Origin of the sequence: Microbacterium sp., assembly GCF_031179285.1 — a bacterium.
In the GTDB taxonomy this organism is placed as follows: domain Bacteria; phylum Actinomycetota; class Actinomycetes; order Actinomycetales; family Microbacteriaceae; genus Microbacterium.
Genome location: NZ_JAPSHY010000013.1, coordinates 14,577 through 27,861, shown reverse-complemented (window position 1 = coordinate 27,861; position 13,285 = coordinate 14,577). Strand labels below are relative to the sequence as shown.

15 protein-coding genes and 1 tRNA gene are annotated in these 13,285 nt (G+C 68.0%); 12 read left to right on the top strand and 4 right to left on the bottom strand.

The genetic code is table 11. The features are described from left to right. Positions 1–135: 135 nt before the first annotated feature. The 10 genes from RIN18_RS09955 (at position 136) to RIN18_RS09910 (ending at position 8,391) form a co-directional block, all read left to right on the top strand. Positions 136–1,191 (top strand): helix-turn-helix transcriptional regulator, encoded by a 1,056-nt coding sequence (locus tag RIN18_RS09955; RefSeq protein WP_309103815.1) that lies wholly within the window; start codon positions 136–138, stop codon positions 1,189–1,191. Between the two features lie 51 nt (positions 1,192–1,242). Next, entirely contained in the window at positions 1,243–2,868 is a 1,626-nt protein-coding gene (locus tag RIN18_RS09950; RefSeq protein WP_309103814.1) for a sodium-dependent transporter, read from the top strand. Further along, positions 2,865–2,999 carry a methionine/alanine import family NSS transporter small subunit gene (locus RIN18_RS09945; RefSeq protein WP_309103813.1) on the top strand — a complete coding sequence of 45 codons (135 nt, stop codon included), beginning with the start codon at positions 2,865–2,867 and terminating at the stop codon, positions 2,997–2,999. The genes RIN18_RS09950 and RIN18_RS09945 overlap by 4 nt, the downstream gene beginning before the upstream one ends. A 56-nt stretch (positions 3,000–3,055) precedes the next feature. Continuing rightward, entirely contained in the window at positions 3,056–3,670 is a 615-nt protein-coding gene (locus RIN18_RS09940; protein ID WP_309103812.1) for a GyrI-like domain-containing protein, read from the top strand. A 67-nt stretch (positions 3,671–3,737) separates the two neighbouring features. Beyond that, positions 3,738–5,045 (top strand): SufS family cysteine desulfurase, encoded by a 1,308-nt coding sequence (locus RIN18_RS09935; protein ID WP_309103811.1) that lies wholly within the window; start codon positions 3,738–3,740, stop codon positions 5,043–5,045. Continuing rightward, on the top strand, positions 5,042–5,482 hold the full coding sequence (sufU, locus tag RIN18_RS09930; protein WP_309103810.1) for a Fe-S cluster assembly sulfur transfer protein SufU: 441 nt from the start codon (positions 5,042–5,044) through the stop codon (positions 5,480–5,482). Before RIN18_RS09935 ends, sufU begins: the two co-directional genes overlap by 4 nt. A 33-nt stretch (positions 5,483–5,515) precedes the next feature. After that, a complete protein-coding gene (locus RIN18_RS09925) occupies positions 5,516–6,457 on the top strand; it encodes a GNAT family N-acetyltransferase (RefSeq protein WP_309103809.1) in 942 nt (313 codons plus the stop codon). Positions 6,458–6,560: 103 nt separating this feature from the next. Continuing rightward, entirely contained in the window at positions 6,561–7,220 is a 660-nt protein-coding gene (locus RIN18_RS09920; protein ID WP_309103808.1) for a GntR family transcriptional regulator, read from the top strand. Positions 7,221–7,261: 41 nt separating this feature from the next. Then, complete coding sequence (locus RIN18_RS09915) at positions 7,262–7,534, top strand: hypothetical protein (protein ID WP_309103807.1); 273 nt, start codon at positions 7,262–7,264, stop codon at positions 7,532–7,534. Continuing rightward, on the top strand, positions 7,531–8,391 hold the full coding sequence (locus tag RIN18_RS09910) for a hypothetical protein (RefSeq protein WP_309103806.1): 861 nt from the start codon (positions 7,531–7,533) through the stop codon (positions 8,389–8,391). The genes RIN18_RS09915 and RIN18_RS09910 overlap by 4 nt, the downstream gene beginning before the upstream one ends. 6 nt (positions 8,392–8,397) lie before the next feature. Here the strand turns inward: RIN18_RS09910 and RIN18_RS09905 are convergent, their stop codons facing one another. Beyond that, positions 8,398–9,237, bottom strand: a complete 840-nt coding sequence (locus tag RIN18_RS09905) for an SDR family NAD(P)-dependent oxidoreductase (protein ID WP_309103805.1) — start codon at positions 9,235–9,237, stop codon at positions 8,398–8,400. Positions 9,238–9,368: 131 nt separating this feature from the next. Here RIN18_RS09905 and RIN18_RS09900 point away from each other — a divergent pair, with 131 nt between their 5' ends. Together RIN18_RS09900 and RIN18_RS09895 are read left to right on the top strand one after the other, a co-directional pair. Further along, entirely contained in the window at positions 9,369–9,950 is a 582-nt protein-coding gene (locus RIN18_RS09900) for an asparagine synthase (RefSeq protein WP_309103804.1), read from the top strand. Positions 9,951–10,016: 66 nt separating this feature from the next. Next, positions 10,017–10,092 (top strand) — tRNA-Arg (locus RIN18_RS09895). A gap of 150 nt (positions 10,093–10,242) precedes the next feature. Here RIN18_RS09895 and RIN18_RS09890 read toward each other — a convergent pair. From RIN18_RS09890 to RIN18_RS09880, 3 genes are all read right to left on the bottom strand, one after another. Continuing rightward, the gene (locus RIN18_RS09890) at positions 10,243–11,607 is read right to left on the bottom strand and encodes a DUF222 domain-containing protein (protein ID WP_309103803.1); all 1,365 of its coding nucleotides are present in this window, start codon (positions 11,605–11,607) and stop codon (positions 10,243–10,245) included. Between the two features lie 79 nt (positions 11,608–11,686). Continuing rightward, complete coding sequence (locus tag RIN18_RS09885) at positions 11,687–12,238, bottom strand: AAA family ATPase (protein WP_309103802.1); 552 nt, start codon at positions 12,236–12,238, stop codon at positions 11,687–11,689. An 89-nt stretch (positions 12,239–12,327) separates the two neighbouring features. Beyond that, positions 12,328–13,269 (bottom strand): LysR family transcriptional regulator, encoded by a 942-nt coding sequence (locus tag RIN18_RS09880; protein ID WP_309103801.1) that lies wholly within the window; start codon positions 13,267–13,269, stop codon positions 12,328–12,330. Positions 13,270–13,285 lie beyond the last annotated feature (16 nt).

The following is a 13,285-nucleotide window of genomic DNA, read 5'->3' as shown; positions in this document are numbered from 1 at the left end:
CAGGAAGACACCGCCGCGCCCGAAGATGTGACATCGACAGCTCCCACCGCGTGATTGCGCCACTGGCCAGATGGTCGAGTGCGGGATCAGCGGTATCCCTCGGCATCCGTCGTCGTCCGGTGATTAGGTGAGTACATGTCACCTGCCAGCAGTTCTCAGTCGAAGATCGCCTTCGGCCAGTTCGTCGCAGCCAAGCGGCGTCTCGCGGGCTTCACCCAGCGAGAACTCGCCGAACGACTCTTCGTCACCGAATCAGCCGTCTCGAAGTGGGAGCGCGGACTCTCGTATCCCGACATCTCGGTCGTCATCGGTCTCGCCGAGGCGCTGGGTGTCAGCGAGGGCGAACTGCTCACCGCCAGCGACGACGACGAATCCCCCATCACCGAATATCAGGCGCAGAGCTACCGGCGCTGGCGCAGTGCTGTTCTGCGCGGCACCGGCGCGGTCTATGCGATCGGACTGCTGGCCGCCTTCATCGTCAACCTCACGGTGCAGCACACACTCACCTGGTTCTGGGTCGTACTCGCGGCCGTCGCCACGGCGTTCTCGCTCACCACGCTGCCGTTGGTCGTCGCGAAGTGGCGCGGCTGGATCACGCTCGGCGGCTTCGTCGTGTCTCTCATCTCGCTCCTCGGGGTGATCCGCCTGCTGTACGGGGGAGAGTTCCTCACGGTCGCCGTCTCCTCCGTGCTGTTCGCGGCTCTCGTCGTCTTCCTGCCGTTCGCCCTGCGCGACATCGGTCTGCCCGAGCCGCTGCGCAGCCATCGCACCGTGCTGACACTCGCCGTGATCAGCGTGGCACTGCCGCTGTACGTCTCCGTCGTCCTGGTCCGCATCGGCGCCGAGGGCTCGTTCGTCGACCTCGCCCTGCCGATCATCGGGATCGTCCTCGCTTTCGCCTGGCTCGTCGCCCTCTTGATCCGGTACCTGCCGGGCAACGACTTCTACACGGCAGCGGCTGTGACGGCGCTCTCCGGCGTGTTCGGCTGGGTGATCGGCCCGATCGTCGACGTGTTCGTGACCGGGCGACCGCTGAATTTCGGCGAGGTCGATCTGACGCGATGGGTCGAGCCGTACATCGACGGCAACGTGACCCTGATCGTGCTGGTCGCGACGATCGTCGCCGCGATGATCCTGACCGCTCTCGGCGTCGCTCGGACGGTCCGCCGCTGGGGCTCGCCCGAGCGCTGATCGGCGAGCCGAGGGAGACCCGCGACCGCCGACTCCGGTAGGGTCGCGGACATGGCGACAGCAACGACTCGGACTCCCAGACGTGAAGCCTTCGGCTCGCGGAACGTCTTCATCCTCTCGGCCATCGGCTCGGCTGTCGGTCTCGGCAACATCTGGCGCTTCCCCTACGTCGCCTACGAGGGCGGCGGTGGGGCCTTCCTCATCCCCTACCTGTGCGCGCTGCTGACGGCGGGCATCCCGCTGCTGTTCTTCGACTACGCCATCGGACATCGCTTCCGGGGGTCGGCGCCGCTCGCCTTCCGGCGCATGCACCGCGCGGCGGAGCCGCTGGGATGGTGGCAGGTCCTCATCTGCGTGATCATCGCGGTCTACTACGCCGTGATCATCGCGTGGGCCGCGATGTACACGTGGTTCTCGGCGCAGTTGACATGGGGCGCGGGCAACGAGAACGACTTCTTCTTCAGCGACTTCCTGCAGTCGGCGGATGTCGCCGACGTCGGAGTCTCCCTCGATTTCGTGCCTCAGGTCGGCTTGCCGCTCATCGCCGTCTGGCTCGTCGTCATCGTCATCATGGCGCTGGGCGTCAAGCGCGGCATCGGTCGAGCGAACCTCATCCTCATGCCCCTGCTCACGGTCATGTTCGCGATCCTCGTCGTCCAGGCGCTGTTCCTGCCCGGGGCGATGGACGGCCTCAACGCCTTCTTCACGCCGAACTGGGAGGCGCTGGCCGACCCGGCCGTGTGGGCCTCGGCATACGGTCACATCTTCTTCTCGCTGTCGGTCGCCTTCGGCATCATGGTGACGTACTCGTCGTATCTGAAGCGCAAGACCGACCTCACCGGCTCCGGACTCGTCGTCGCGTTCGCGAACTCGGGATTCGAGATCCTCGCCGGCATCGGCGTGTTCGCCGCTCTCGGATTCATGGCGCAGGCGCAGGCGACCGACGTCGCGGGGGTGGCGACCTCGGGCATCGGACTCGCGTTCGTCGCGTTCCCGACGATCGTCTCGCAGGCGACCGGCGGCTCGATCATCGGAGTGCTCTTCTTCGGCGCGCTGGTGTTCGCGGGAGTCACCTCGCTCATCTCGATCCTCGAGGTCATCGTCGCCGCCCTGCAGGACAAGCTGGGCTGGGGGCGCCTTCGCACGACGCTGACGGTGTCGATCCCGCTCGCGGTGATCTCGATGGCGCTCTTCTCCACGACGACCGCGCTCTCCGTGCTCGACACGGCCGACGCGTTCGTGAACTCCTTCGGCATCATGGCTGTCGCGCTCGTGGCGGTCATCCTCGTGTCCTGGCTGTTGCACAAGCTGCCGGCTCTGCAGGAACACCTCAACCGACGCTCCAGCTTCCGGGTGGGCATCCTGTGGAAGGTGCTCGTCGGGGCGCTGGCACCGATCGTTCTCGGCTACCTTTTCGTCACCGAGCTGATCGCGAAGACCGCTGAGCCTTACAGCGGGTACCCCGGGTGGTTCCTGGGCGTCTTCGGATGGGGCATGGTCATAGCGCTCGTGGTGTTCGCGGTGCTGCTGTCGCTGCTGCCATGGAGCGGACGCTCGCACGCGAAGGACGATCCCGAGTACGACGATTTCCTCGTCGACGAGCACTACGCGCCCGATCCGGAGACGGGCGCCGTCACAATACAGCCGTCTTCGGCGCAGAGGGGAGCGGGAGCATGACCACCGCAGCCATCATCATGATGATCATCGCCATGGTCACGGTCTGGGGCGGGCTGATCGCCGCGATCGTCAATCTCGCCCGCCATCCTGAGATCGCCGAGGCGGAACCTGCTCCGCCCGTCGAGCTCTGAGCCCCGCTGCGGCGGACCCGGCGATTGAACAGACCGGCAGGTGGAGGAGTGAGGCGATGGCTGCGATAGACCTCAAGAAGAAGCTGGACGCGTATCAGGCGAAGAAGGGCGTGTTCCGGGTGGTCGACGTGCCGCCCATGCAGTACCTGATGATCGACGGCGCGGGCGACCCGAACTCGGCTCCCGCGTACACGGATGCGGTGACGGCGCTGTATCCCCTCGCATACACGCTGAAGTTCGCCAGCAGGAGGGATCTCGGAGTCGACACCGTGGTCATGCCGCTGGAAGGCCTCTGGCACGCCGACGACATGGAATCGTTCACGTCACGGCGCGACAAGTCCGCGTGGCTCTGGACGCTCATGATCATGGTGCCCGATCACGTCACCCCCGGGATGTTCGAGGCGGCGGTGGCGGCCGTCTCGAAGAAGAAGGATGTCTCGCCCGCCGTGGGATCCGTGCGGCTCGACACCCTCGAGGAGGGCAGGTGCGTGCAGACGTTGCACGTCGGCTCCTTCGACGACGAGGCCCCCCTGCTGGAGGAGATGCACCACCGGTACATCCCCGAGAACGGCCTGACCATGCGCGGCCGTCACCACGAGATCTACCTCAGCGACATGCGCAGGGTCGAGCCGGCGAAGCTGCGGACGATCCTGCGTCAACCGGTCTCCTGACAGCGCCGCCGGCCGAAACCGCGCCGGCCGGGACCCGGTCGGCAGCGCCAGGTGAGAAGCTTGAAGGATGAGCACCTCCGCCGTCACCGATCTCGCCGCACCGCTGAGCGAGGCCGAGGTGCGCCGCATCCGCGCGGACTTCCCGATCCTGCAGACGGTGGTCAACGGCCATCCGCTCGCCTACCTCGACTCCGGAGCCACGGCGCAGCGCCCGCTGGCGGTACTGGACGCGGAGCGCAACTTCGCCACCACGATGAACTCGGCCGTCCACCGTGGCGCTCACACACTGGCGGCTGAGGCGACCGAGCTGTTCGAGGACGCCCGCGGCACGCTCGCGCGCTTCGTCGGTGGCGCAGAGGACGAGATCGTCTGGACCTCAAATGCCACCGAGGCGATCAACCTGGTGGCCTACGCGCTCTCCAACGCGTCGGTCGGGCGTGGAGGCAGCGCAGCGGAGCGGCTTCGGTTGCGCGAGGGTGACGAGATCGTCACCACCGAGATGGAGCATCACGCCAACCTCATCCCCTGGCAGGAGCTCGCCGCCCGGACCGGGGCCACGCTTCACGTCATCCCCCTCGATGACGACGGCGCGCTCCGAATGGACGTTGCGGCGACCCTGATCGGCGAACGCACGAAGCTCGTTGCCGTCACCCATGTCTCCAACGTGCTCGGCGTCATCAACCCCGTCGAGCAGGTCGTATCGCTGGCCCGCGAGGTCGGCGCTCTCGTGCTGCTCGACGCCTGCCAGTCGGCGCCCCACCTGCCGATCGACGTCCGCGCCCTCGACGTCGATTTCGCCGTCCTCTCCGGTCACAAGATGCTCGGGCCGACGGGGATCGGCGCACTGTACGGCCGACGCGAGCTGCTCGAGGCGATGCCTCCATTCCTGACCGGCGGCTCGATGATCACGACGGTCACGACCACCGCTGCCGAGTACCTCCCGCCCCCGCAGCGATTCGAGGCCGGTACGCAGCGGGTGTCTCAGGCGATCGCGCTCGCCGCAGCGGTCGAGTATCTCGCCGGAGTCGGGATGGCCCGGATCGCACGCCACGAGGCACAGTTCGGGCATCGACTCGTCGACGGCCTGTCGGCGATCGACGGCGTCCGCGTGCTCGGGGCCGCGATCGACCTGCCGCGCGTCGGGTTGGCGAGTTTCGATGTGTCCGGCATCCATTCGCACGATGTGGGGCAGTTCCTCGACGACCGCGGGATCGCAGTGCGGGTCGGCCACCATTGCGCTCAGCCACTGCACCGTCGCCTCGGAGTCACGTCGTCCACCCGGGCCAGCACCTACCTGTATACGACCGAGGCCGAGGTGGATGCCGTGATCGACGGCGTCGCCGCGGCGATCGAATTCTTCGGAGTGCGCGCATGACGAGTGACCTGCAGAACCTCTATCAGGAGCTCATCCTCGACCATTCGCGCACCCCGCATGGGTTCGGCCTCCGCGGCGACGTCCCGGCGCAGTCGCATCAGGTGAATCCCACGTGCGGCGACGAGGTGACCCTGCAACTGCACCGTTCCGCCGACGGCAGCATCGAAGCGGTGGCATGGGAAGGACACGGCTGCGCGATCTCGCAGGCATCCGCCTCGCTGTTCGCACAACTCGCCGAGGGCCTGAGCGTCGCCGAGCTCGAGGTCCGAATCGACGCGTTCCGCGAAGCCATGCGTTCGCGCGGCACGATCGCCCCCGATGAGGCGCTGCTCGGCGACGCCGCGGCCCTCGGCGGAGTGTCGCGATACGTCGCCAGGGTGAAGTGCGCGATGCTCGCCTGGGTGGCGGCCGAGGATGCGCTGCAACGGTTCGCGTGACCGCGTGGCTCGCGTGCGGAGGATGATGGTCGTATGCCGCTTCGTCTGACTCCGCTGCCCGCCGAGCGCTTCGCCCGCTGGCGTGACAGCACCAGGGACCGTCAGATCGGCCTGGGTCGCGAGTCCGGCATGCGCCCCGGTCACGACGCGGTCGCGCATGCCGACCGTCGCCTCGACGAGCTGCTGCCCGAGGGACTTTCGACACCCAGCGCCGAGATTCTGCTCATCACCGACGACGTCGGTCGCGAGCTCGGCACCGTGTGGCTCGGCTTCACCCGAGCGAAGATGTTCATCGTCGACCTCGCCCTCGCGGTCGACACCGATGACCGCCGGCTCGAGGATGTGTTCGAGGCTCTCGTGCAGCTCGCGCGCGAGCGCGCGGACACGACGATCACCATCGGGGTGTTCCGATCGGATGCCGTCGGTCGGCGATTCGTCGAAGATCGTGGATTCACCACCTCATCCATCCAGATGATCCTGGACCCGCTCCCTCGCAGAGCCGACGGATCGGCGGTGATCGTGACTCCGATGACGCCGGAGAGATTCGCGCGGTTCAGGGTGGAGTCGGTCGACGCCTTCGCCGACGATCTCGTGACCATGCGCGGGATGACGGCAGAAGACGCTGCCGCCGAGTCGCGTCGCCAGTTCGAGAAGGAGCTTCCGCTGGGCTCGGACACTCCCGGGCAGTCACTGTTCACGGCGTCGTCGGGTGGCGAGGAGGTGGGGATCCTGTGGCTCGGGATGCGGCAACGGGCCGGGAGGCCGCACGCCTTCGTTCTCGACATCGAGGTCGCCGAGGCGCGCCGGCGAAAGGGATATGGCCGGGCGATCATGCTCGCGGCGGAGCGCGAGGCGCAGCGGCTCGGGGCCGTCTCGATGGGTTTGCACGTCTTCGGAGCGAACGATGCAGCCGTCGCTCTCTACGAGCGACTCGGCTATCGCCGCGTGGAGGAGACTCTCGTCTTCGCGCTCTGATTCCGGCGTTCCGGCGCAGGCCCGAGCCGGACGGAGTCGGGTTGACGGGGGCATTGGGATACCAAAGCTTGTCTCCGCTGCCGTCGGATGAGAGAATGCCCAGATGACCGGGGCGGGGGCGGCCGGCGAGTTGGAGTCGGCGAGGGTGACGCGTATCTTGCGCGAGGACATCATCCTCGGCCGCCGCATGCCGGGATCGCGTCTGGTCGAGCGAGACATCGCCGCCGAGCTGAACGTCTCGCGATTGCCGGTGCGCGAGGCCATCCGCGCTCTCGTATCCGAAGGTGTGGTCGTGGCGCGGCCTCGCACCTGGGCGGTCGTGCGGGAGTTCACCCAACGCGACATCCAAGAGTTCTCCGAGGTGCGAGAGTCGATCGAGACGCTCATCTTCGTTCTCGCGGCCGAGCGGCATGACAGCGACGGCCTCTCTCGTCTGCGGCAGGCGTACGAGCGGGAGTGCGCTGCTGCGTTGAGCGGCGACGCGGAGGCAGCTCGGCTGGCTGCGGGGGAGTTCCACGAGATCGCCGCGGATCTCGCCGGGAACGAGATGCTGTGCGAGCTGGTGGGTGTCTTCGTGACGCGCCTGCGATGGCTCTTCGGCCAGCACGACGACCTCGTGGGAATGTCCGAAGAACACCGGGTGATCCTCGACGCGATCATCGCGAGAGATACGGACGCGCTGCGCCGGTTGATCCCCGAGCATCTCGCGAACGGCCGCGAAGCCGCGGAGCGTCGCCTGTCGGACCGCGCCTACGCGATCTGACCCCGGCCGGTCGCTATATTGGGCCTCACCGGATACCTCCGGTGAGGTCGGTCTTCCTGGGGAGCGAGATGCGGGGCACGGCGTTCGTTGTCGGGGGGCTGCTCCTGGTGGCCGGGACCACCCTCGTCGTCATCGCCGACCAGCAGCGCGAGGCCGCTGTGGAGCAGACGCGGATACAGGCCGAGCTCGCCGCGCAGCGGCTGTCGACGGCTCGCGAGACCAACTACCGGCTCGCCGAGACCCTCACGGCCCTCCGGCTGCAGATCGCCGAGCAGGACGCTCAGATCGCCGATCGATCGGGGTTCCTGGAGTGATCCGGCGTGCCACTGCCATCGCCGCCTTCACCGCCGTGATGCTCGCGGGGGGTCTGATCGCCAAGGCGCACAGTCTGGAGGAAGCACGCGCGGAGGCCGTCGAGCAGGCGATCGCCCTCGACTCCAGCGCACGTGAGGCTGAGGCGCGCACGACGTATCTCACGGGCGCCATCGAAACCGCGCAGGCTGACAGGGCGGAACGCGCCGCTGTGCTCGAGGTGCGCCCGGCATTCCTCGCCGAACTGACTGCGTTCGGCACCGCCCTGGCCGCCGCCGACGGCAAGGTCGACACGGCCGCGCACAGGGCGGCTGCAGTGTCCGCGCAGCAGACCGTGCTCGAGGAGCGGAGCCGCCCCGAGGTCGTGACCGCTGCCACCGCGACCATCCACGCGCTCGCGGCGAAGCTCGGTGAGGATCTCTCGACCTGGGAGAGGGCGCAGTGGGCGACCGGCATGCCGTCCGGTGCGAGCGCCGGCGGTGAGGGGCACGCGCGGGTGCGCGCGGCGCTCGACCGCGTGGGCGGCGCTGGGGTCGGGCTGTACGAGTCGTCGTCGTGCGCAGGGGGCAGTGCGCCGGCGTGCGCGAACAGCAACGGCTACATCAAGTACCGTGCCGATGTCGCGACCTGGAGCGAGGAGCGGCTGCACTGGGCGATGGCGCATGAGCTCGCTCACATCCATCAGTTCCAGGTCTGGGGCACCCTCACCTCCTCGACCACGTATCAGTCGCTGTTCGGGGGGGACCCCGAGTTCCTCGCGAACTGCATGGCGGTCGTGCGCGGATTTCCCGGGTCCGTCGGGTGCGACAGCGACCAGCAGGCGTGGGCGTCCGCGATCTGGGTGGGTGCGGTGCGCTGACGGACGTCAGGCCACCGGCGTCGTGGTGTCGACGGTTGCGCGAAGCGGCCGGCGCATCGCGCCCCAGTATGCGGTTGGCGCGATCCGCACGAGGAGATCGATGATGCGCGCTTCTCGGCCGATCATCGTCCGCGGGCGTCGCCGTCGCGTGGCCTCGACGATGCGTGCGGCCGCATCTGCCGGTTCGGTGTGGTACATCTCAGCCTGTGCTGAGGCCGCTCGGGCGGCGACGGCGGGGTCGATCGCTGCGGCGTAGCGGCCGTGCAGGATGATGCCGGTGCGCACCCCGGCCGGGTAGACCGCGCCGACGGTGACCGACGTGTTCTCGAGTTCGTGACGCAGCGCCTCCGAGAAGCCGCGGACGGCGAACTTGCTGAGCGCATAGGGAATGCGCCCTGCGGGAGCGGCCAGGGCGTACACGCTGGCGAGATGGGTGATGTGCGCCTCGGGTGCTGCGAGGAGTGCCGGCAGCAGGGCCTTGGTGATCGAGACGGTGCCCCAGAGGTTCACATCGACGAGCCAGCGCATCTCCTCCATGGTGAGCTGCTCGAGTGAGCCCAGCATCGAAGAGCCGGCGCAGGTGATCAACGCGTTCACGCGGGGATGCGCTGCCGTGATCTCGTCGGCGACGGCGAACACGGCTTCGTCGTCGCGGAGATCGATGACGTGCGTGGTCACGGTCGTCGATGCCACCGATGCGGCGACTCGAGCCAGCGCCTCGGCGTTGCTGTCGAGCAGCGCCAGGTGTGCGCCCTCGGCAGCGAGCAGACGGGCGACGTCGGCGCCCATGCCGTTCGCTGCCCCGGTGATGACGGTGGTGCTGCCGGTGAGGGTGAGCCGACTCATCCATCCTCCTCTGACGCGCGATGGCGGGGTTCTCGCGCGGACTGCGTCGCGGGCCGGGTTGCCCGCGTCGATACATTCTGGCCGACACCGGGCGCAAGTGATACCGGTACGCTCGAGGTGAGGAGGTAGCGGTGGGACGAACAGCGGATGCCATCGCCGAAGGCGTCGCGATCGCGACCGCCGCTGCGCGCCTCGCCGTGAAGAACCACATCCTCGTCGGCACGATCGCCGAGGGGGGCGTCTTCGACATCGACAAGTACATCGCCGATGCGCGGGAGGCGCTTCGTGCCATGGCCGAGGAGTCGGAGCAGGCTGCCGAGAACGTGACGGCGTTGCGAAAGCGGGCTCGGGGGCGTCACTCCGACCCGGCGGGCACCCACGACTATCGCGACCGCGACGTCCGCAACCTGCGCCGGCGCGCGAAGCAGTCGAGCGGGGTCGCGGTGCGCTTGCGGTCGATGATGGAGAACCCTGACGAGTTGCGGGTCATCGTCGAGGAGGCGCGCGAGGCCGCGTGGGCCGATGTGCGTCACAACCTCGACCGTCGCCTCCGGGTCGAGGGAATGCGACGCGACCAGGATCCTGAATACGACACGATGCGCGAGGCGCGGATGCAGGCGCTCCGCCTCGTCGATCTGCAGGCTCTGGCGTCGCAGCAACGCGCCCGCGGAAAGCGGAAGAAGAAGGAGAAGGGGGCGGAGCAGGGCGTCTGACGCCTGGTTTCGCTTTCGCCGAGGGACTGTTGTAGGCTTGACGTCGGCCCGCTGAGCGGGTCAGGAGCGCCCCTAGCTCAATGGATAGAGCATCTGACTACGGATCAGAAGGTTGGGGGTTCGAGTCCCTCGGGGCGCACCAGTTGAAACGGCTTCATCTTCGGATGAGGCCGTTTCTGCGTCAACGGCGTCGATCAGCGTGCCGGCGACAGGCGATCGAGCCGACCCGCGCGCGCGACCTGCGGGGTCGACGGCTCCTCTGGGTCTTCTCGATCAGCGCCGTCCGAGCGCATCACCATGGTGGTGGATGCGGGCCGCTGTCGGTGTCGTCGGTGAAGGTGACGGTGTGCTGGGGTGGTGGGTGGTCGGTGTAGGTGCGGCCGGTGGGGCTGGTCCAGGTGTAGATGCCTCCGTGGAGGTGTTGGACGTGCCAGGGGGTGTGGTGTTTGAGGGTGTGGTGTCGTCGGCAGAGAGCGCCGAGGTTCGTGTGGGTGGTGGGTCCGCCGTGGGCGGCGTCTCGGGTGTGGTCGAGGTCGCTGTCGCGGGCGGGCATTCCGCAGGTCGGGAACCGACAACGTTGATCCCGCGCCTGGAGGTGCCGTTTGAGGTCGGCGGTGGGGCGGTATCGGTCGACGGTGAGGATGGCACCGGTGATCGGGTGGGTGAGGATCCGGTCCCATCCGGATGCCGCCCCCGCGAGAGTCTTCGCGGTGGCGGGGTCGATGGGTGTGGTGCCGTCAAGCTCGGCCGGGGTGGTGTCCTGGCCGATGAGGGTGAGGACGGGAACTGTGATGGAGACGTTCCCGGTGATCGCGGCAAGCAGCCCGCCCGGGGTGTCGTGCCCGGCGGGTGTCCCGGTGAGGAGCAGGTCGAGCGCGAGATCACAGCGGGCCTGGTCGATGGTGCGGGGGTCGCGGGAGTCCTGGTCGACGGTGCTGGCCTGGTCGGGGCGCTCCGTGCCTGAGTTGACGGTAGCGTCACCGTGCCCGAGACCAGCAGACCCGACTCCGGCGAGCTCAGCATCCGCTCGTTGCACACTTTGTGCCATCTGGGTGAGGCGGTCATACGCACCGTGCACGAGCGTCGCCGGGCCGAGCAGGCCCAGCTCCGCCATCCCGTCGGTCAGATCGTTCACCCACACGTGCCGCTGTTCCCTGGCATCCCGGTGCCGGTCTTCGAGGGGGCGGGGTTGGAAGCGTTCCGCGACCCGACGGGCAAGCCGTGCGACCCGGTTCGGCGACTCCGACTCGGCATAGTCGATCAGCTGGGTCGAGTACGCGTCTCGATCGGCGGGGTTTTGGAGGTGTTCTCCCGCGTCGACGATCACCCGGGCGTGGTTGGCGGTGATCCGCCCGGCGCCCTGCGCCTGCCACACCGACGGGAATCGTTCCACCAGGAACGATGCGGCAGCCATCCGGCGTTGCACGGTGCGGTCGCTGACCCGCAACGCCGCCCCGAACTCCGCAGCGACCGTCCGTAACGCCAGATCCCCGAAGTCCGGGTGCCCGGCCTGCTGGGCGACCTGCAGCGCCAACCGCGCCCCGACCGCGAGCATCCCGTCCCGCGCGGCCTGCAGACTGCTGATGGTCCGCTCGATCTCGACCACCGATTCGGTGAGCGCACCCAGTGCGTCCACCTGCTCGATCGTTGCGTCCATCAGCGCCGTCATACCCTCATTACAACAGCAACCACCGACATTCAAACCCCAGATCCCGGGCCAGAAAACAGCCCCGAGATCACAGATCTACAACAGTGCGAGGCGGTGAGTGAGCGACGGTCTCAGCGATGATCCGGGCGACGATGTCGGTGAGTAATTCCCCGGCCCCGATTCGTCCCTCCTCCACGAACTCGAGTGGCTGCCAGCCGTCGTACCACCTCCGCATCCGTTCCGCCGAGAACTCGTGACGCAACTCTCTGGTCTCGTGCCGTCGGACGGTCTCTTCGAAGCCGATGTCGAACTGGTAGATGCGCGTGACACCTCTGTGGTCCCGCCACAGTTGCTCCAGCCGCGCCGCGTAATCGCGCAGATTGAAGATTCCATCGAGGATGACGTCGTATCCGAGATCCAGTGACTGACGCGCCGCAGCGTCGACGAGCGCGGCTGCGTCAGCGGCCCGGGACAGTTTGTCGCCTCCGGCGAGAAGCTCGCGCCTGAAGTAGTCCTGATGAATGAGCGCAGTCTTGGGGCCGAGGTGGGAGCGCAGGGCCTCGGCGGTCGTCGTCTTACCGGACCCGGAGTCACCGCGCAGCACGATAAGGCGAGTGCTCGCTGATCCGGTGGCCGCCATCACCCCAGTCTCACATTCACATCGATCGTGTTACGCGGGAGGGGGCATCCAGCACCGCTGTCACCGGCTCAGGCGCATCGCCGTCGCCGTCAGCCGGTCGCCCCGACGAGGCTCGTGATCGCCGGGTCTCGATCCGCCACGTCGGCCGCCGTCGAAACGATGACGCGACGCATCGCCGCCGAGGCGACCGCGGGGGTCACATCCGAACGGTGCGCGAGGCTCACCGTCCGGGTCATCTGTGGATGCGACAGTCGGGTCGAGCGCAGCGTGGGGCGATCGAGCAGCACCATGGCGGGCACCACGGCCACGCCGAGTCCCCGCTCGACGAATCTCAGCACGGCATCCATCTCGGCACCCTCGAGCACTGGCGTCGGTGAGAGGCCGGCCGCCCGGAAGGCGGCATCCATGGTCGCGCGCAGTTCGTAGCTCTCATCGAAGGCGATGAGCGGGAGCGCTGCGAGCTGCTCCAGATCGACGGTCGACGCCATCGCGACCGGCGGGCGGACGGCGGATGACACCACGACCAGCTCTTCCGACAGCAACGGCATACGGGTCAGGCTGACGCCGGCCGCGGGCGCGCCCTCGGCCGTGGTGATGAGCGCCATGTCGAGTGCGCCGACGGCCAGCTGTTCGACGAGCAGGCGGGATCCGCTCTCGGTGAGGTGGAGCTCCACCCCGGGATGGGCCTGATGAAAGGCGCTGATGGCCTCGGCGACGAGGCTGATGCAGAGGGTCGGCGTGGCACCGAGCCGGACCCTCCCACGGCGAAGCCCGGCGAGCTCACCCATCTCTTCCTTGATCGCCTCTGCCTCGGCGAGCATTCGCTGTGCGCGAGGCAGTAACGTCTCGCCGGCGGCGGTGAGTGAGATGTGCCCGCGCGCTCGGTGGAAGAGTTCGGCACCCAGTTCCTGCTCGAGCGTGGAGATCTGCCTGCTCAATGAGGGCTGCGCGAGGTGCAGCTTCTCGGCCGCACGTGTGAAATGTCCGAGTTCGGCCACGCTCACGAAGCCGCGCAACTGCTCGAGATTCATGTCCATAGCCTACGCC

Bases quoted from the DNA above. Each gene is read 5' to 3' on its own strand.
- RIN18_RS09955 (WP_309103815.1), top strand. From the start codon at position 136: ATGTCACCTGCCAGCAGTTCTCAGTCGAAGATCGCCTTCGGCCAGTTC.
- RIN18_RS09950 (WP_309103814.1), top strand. From the start codon at position 1,243: ATGGCGACAGCAACGACTCGGACTCCCAGACGTGAAGCCTTCGGCTCG.
- RIN18_RS09945 (WP_309103813.1), top strand. From the start codon at position 2,865: ATGACCACCGCAGCCATCATCATGATGATCATCGCCATGGTCACGGTC.
- RIN18_RS09940 (WP_309103812.1), top strand. From the start codon at position 3,056: ATGGCTGCGATAGACCTCAAGAAGAAGCTGGACGCGTATCAGGCGAAG.
- RIN18_RS09935 (WP_309103811.1), top strand. From the start codon at position 3,738: ATGAGCACCTCCGCCGTCACCGATCTCGCCGCACCGCTGAGCGAGGCC.
- sufU (WP_309103810.1), top strand. From the start codon at position 5,042: ATGACGAGTGACCTGCAGAACCTCTATCAGGAGCTCATCCTCGACCAT.
- RIN18_RS09925 (WP_309103809.1), top strand. From the start codon at position 5,516: ATGCCGCTTCGTCTGACTCCGCTGCCCGCCGAGCGCTTCGCCCGCTGG.
- RIN18_RS09920 (WP_309103808.1), top strand. From the start codon at position 6,561: ATGACCGGGGCGGGGGCGGCCGGCGAGTTGGAGTCGGCGAGGGTGACG.
- RIN18_RS09905 (WP_309103805.1), bottom strand. From the start codon at position 9,237: ATGAGTCGGCTCACCCTCACCGGCAGCACCACCGTCATCACCGGGGCA.
- RIN18_RS09890 (WP_309103803.1), bottom strand. From the start codon at position 11,607: ATGGACGCAACGATCGAGCAGGTGGACGCACTGGGTGCGCTCACCGAA.
- RIN18_RS09885 (WP_309103802.1), bottom strand. From the start codon at position 12,238: ATGGCGGCCACCGGATCAGCGAGCACTCGCCTTATCGTGCTGCGCGGT.
- RIN18_RS09880 (WP_309103801.1), bottom strand. From the start codon at position 13,269: ATGAATCTCGAGCAGTTGCGCGGCTTCGTGAGCGTGGCCGAACTCGGA.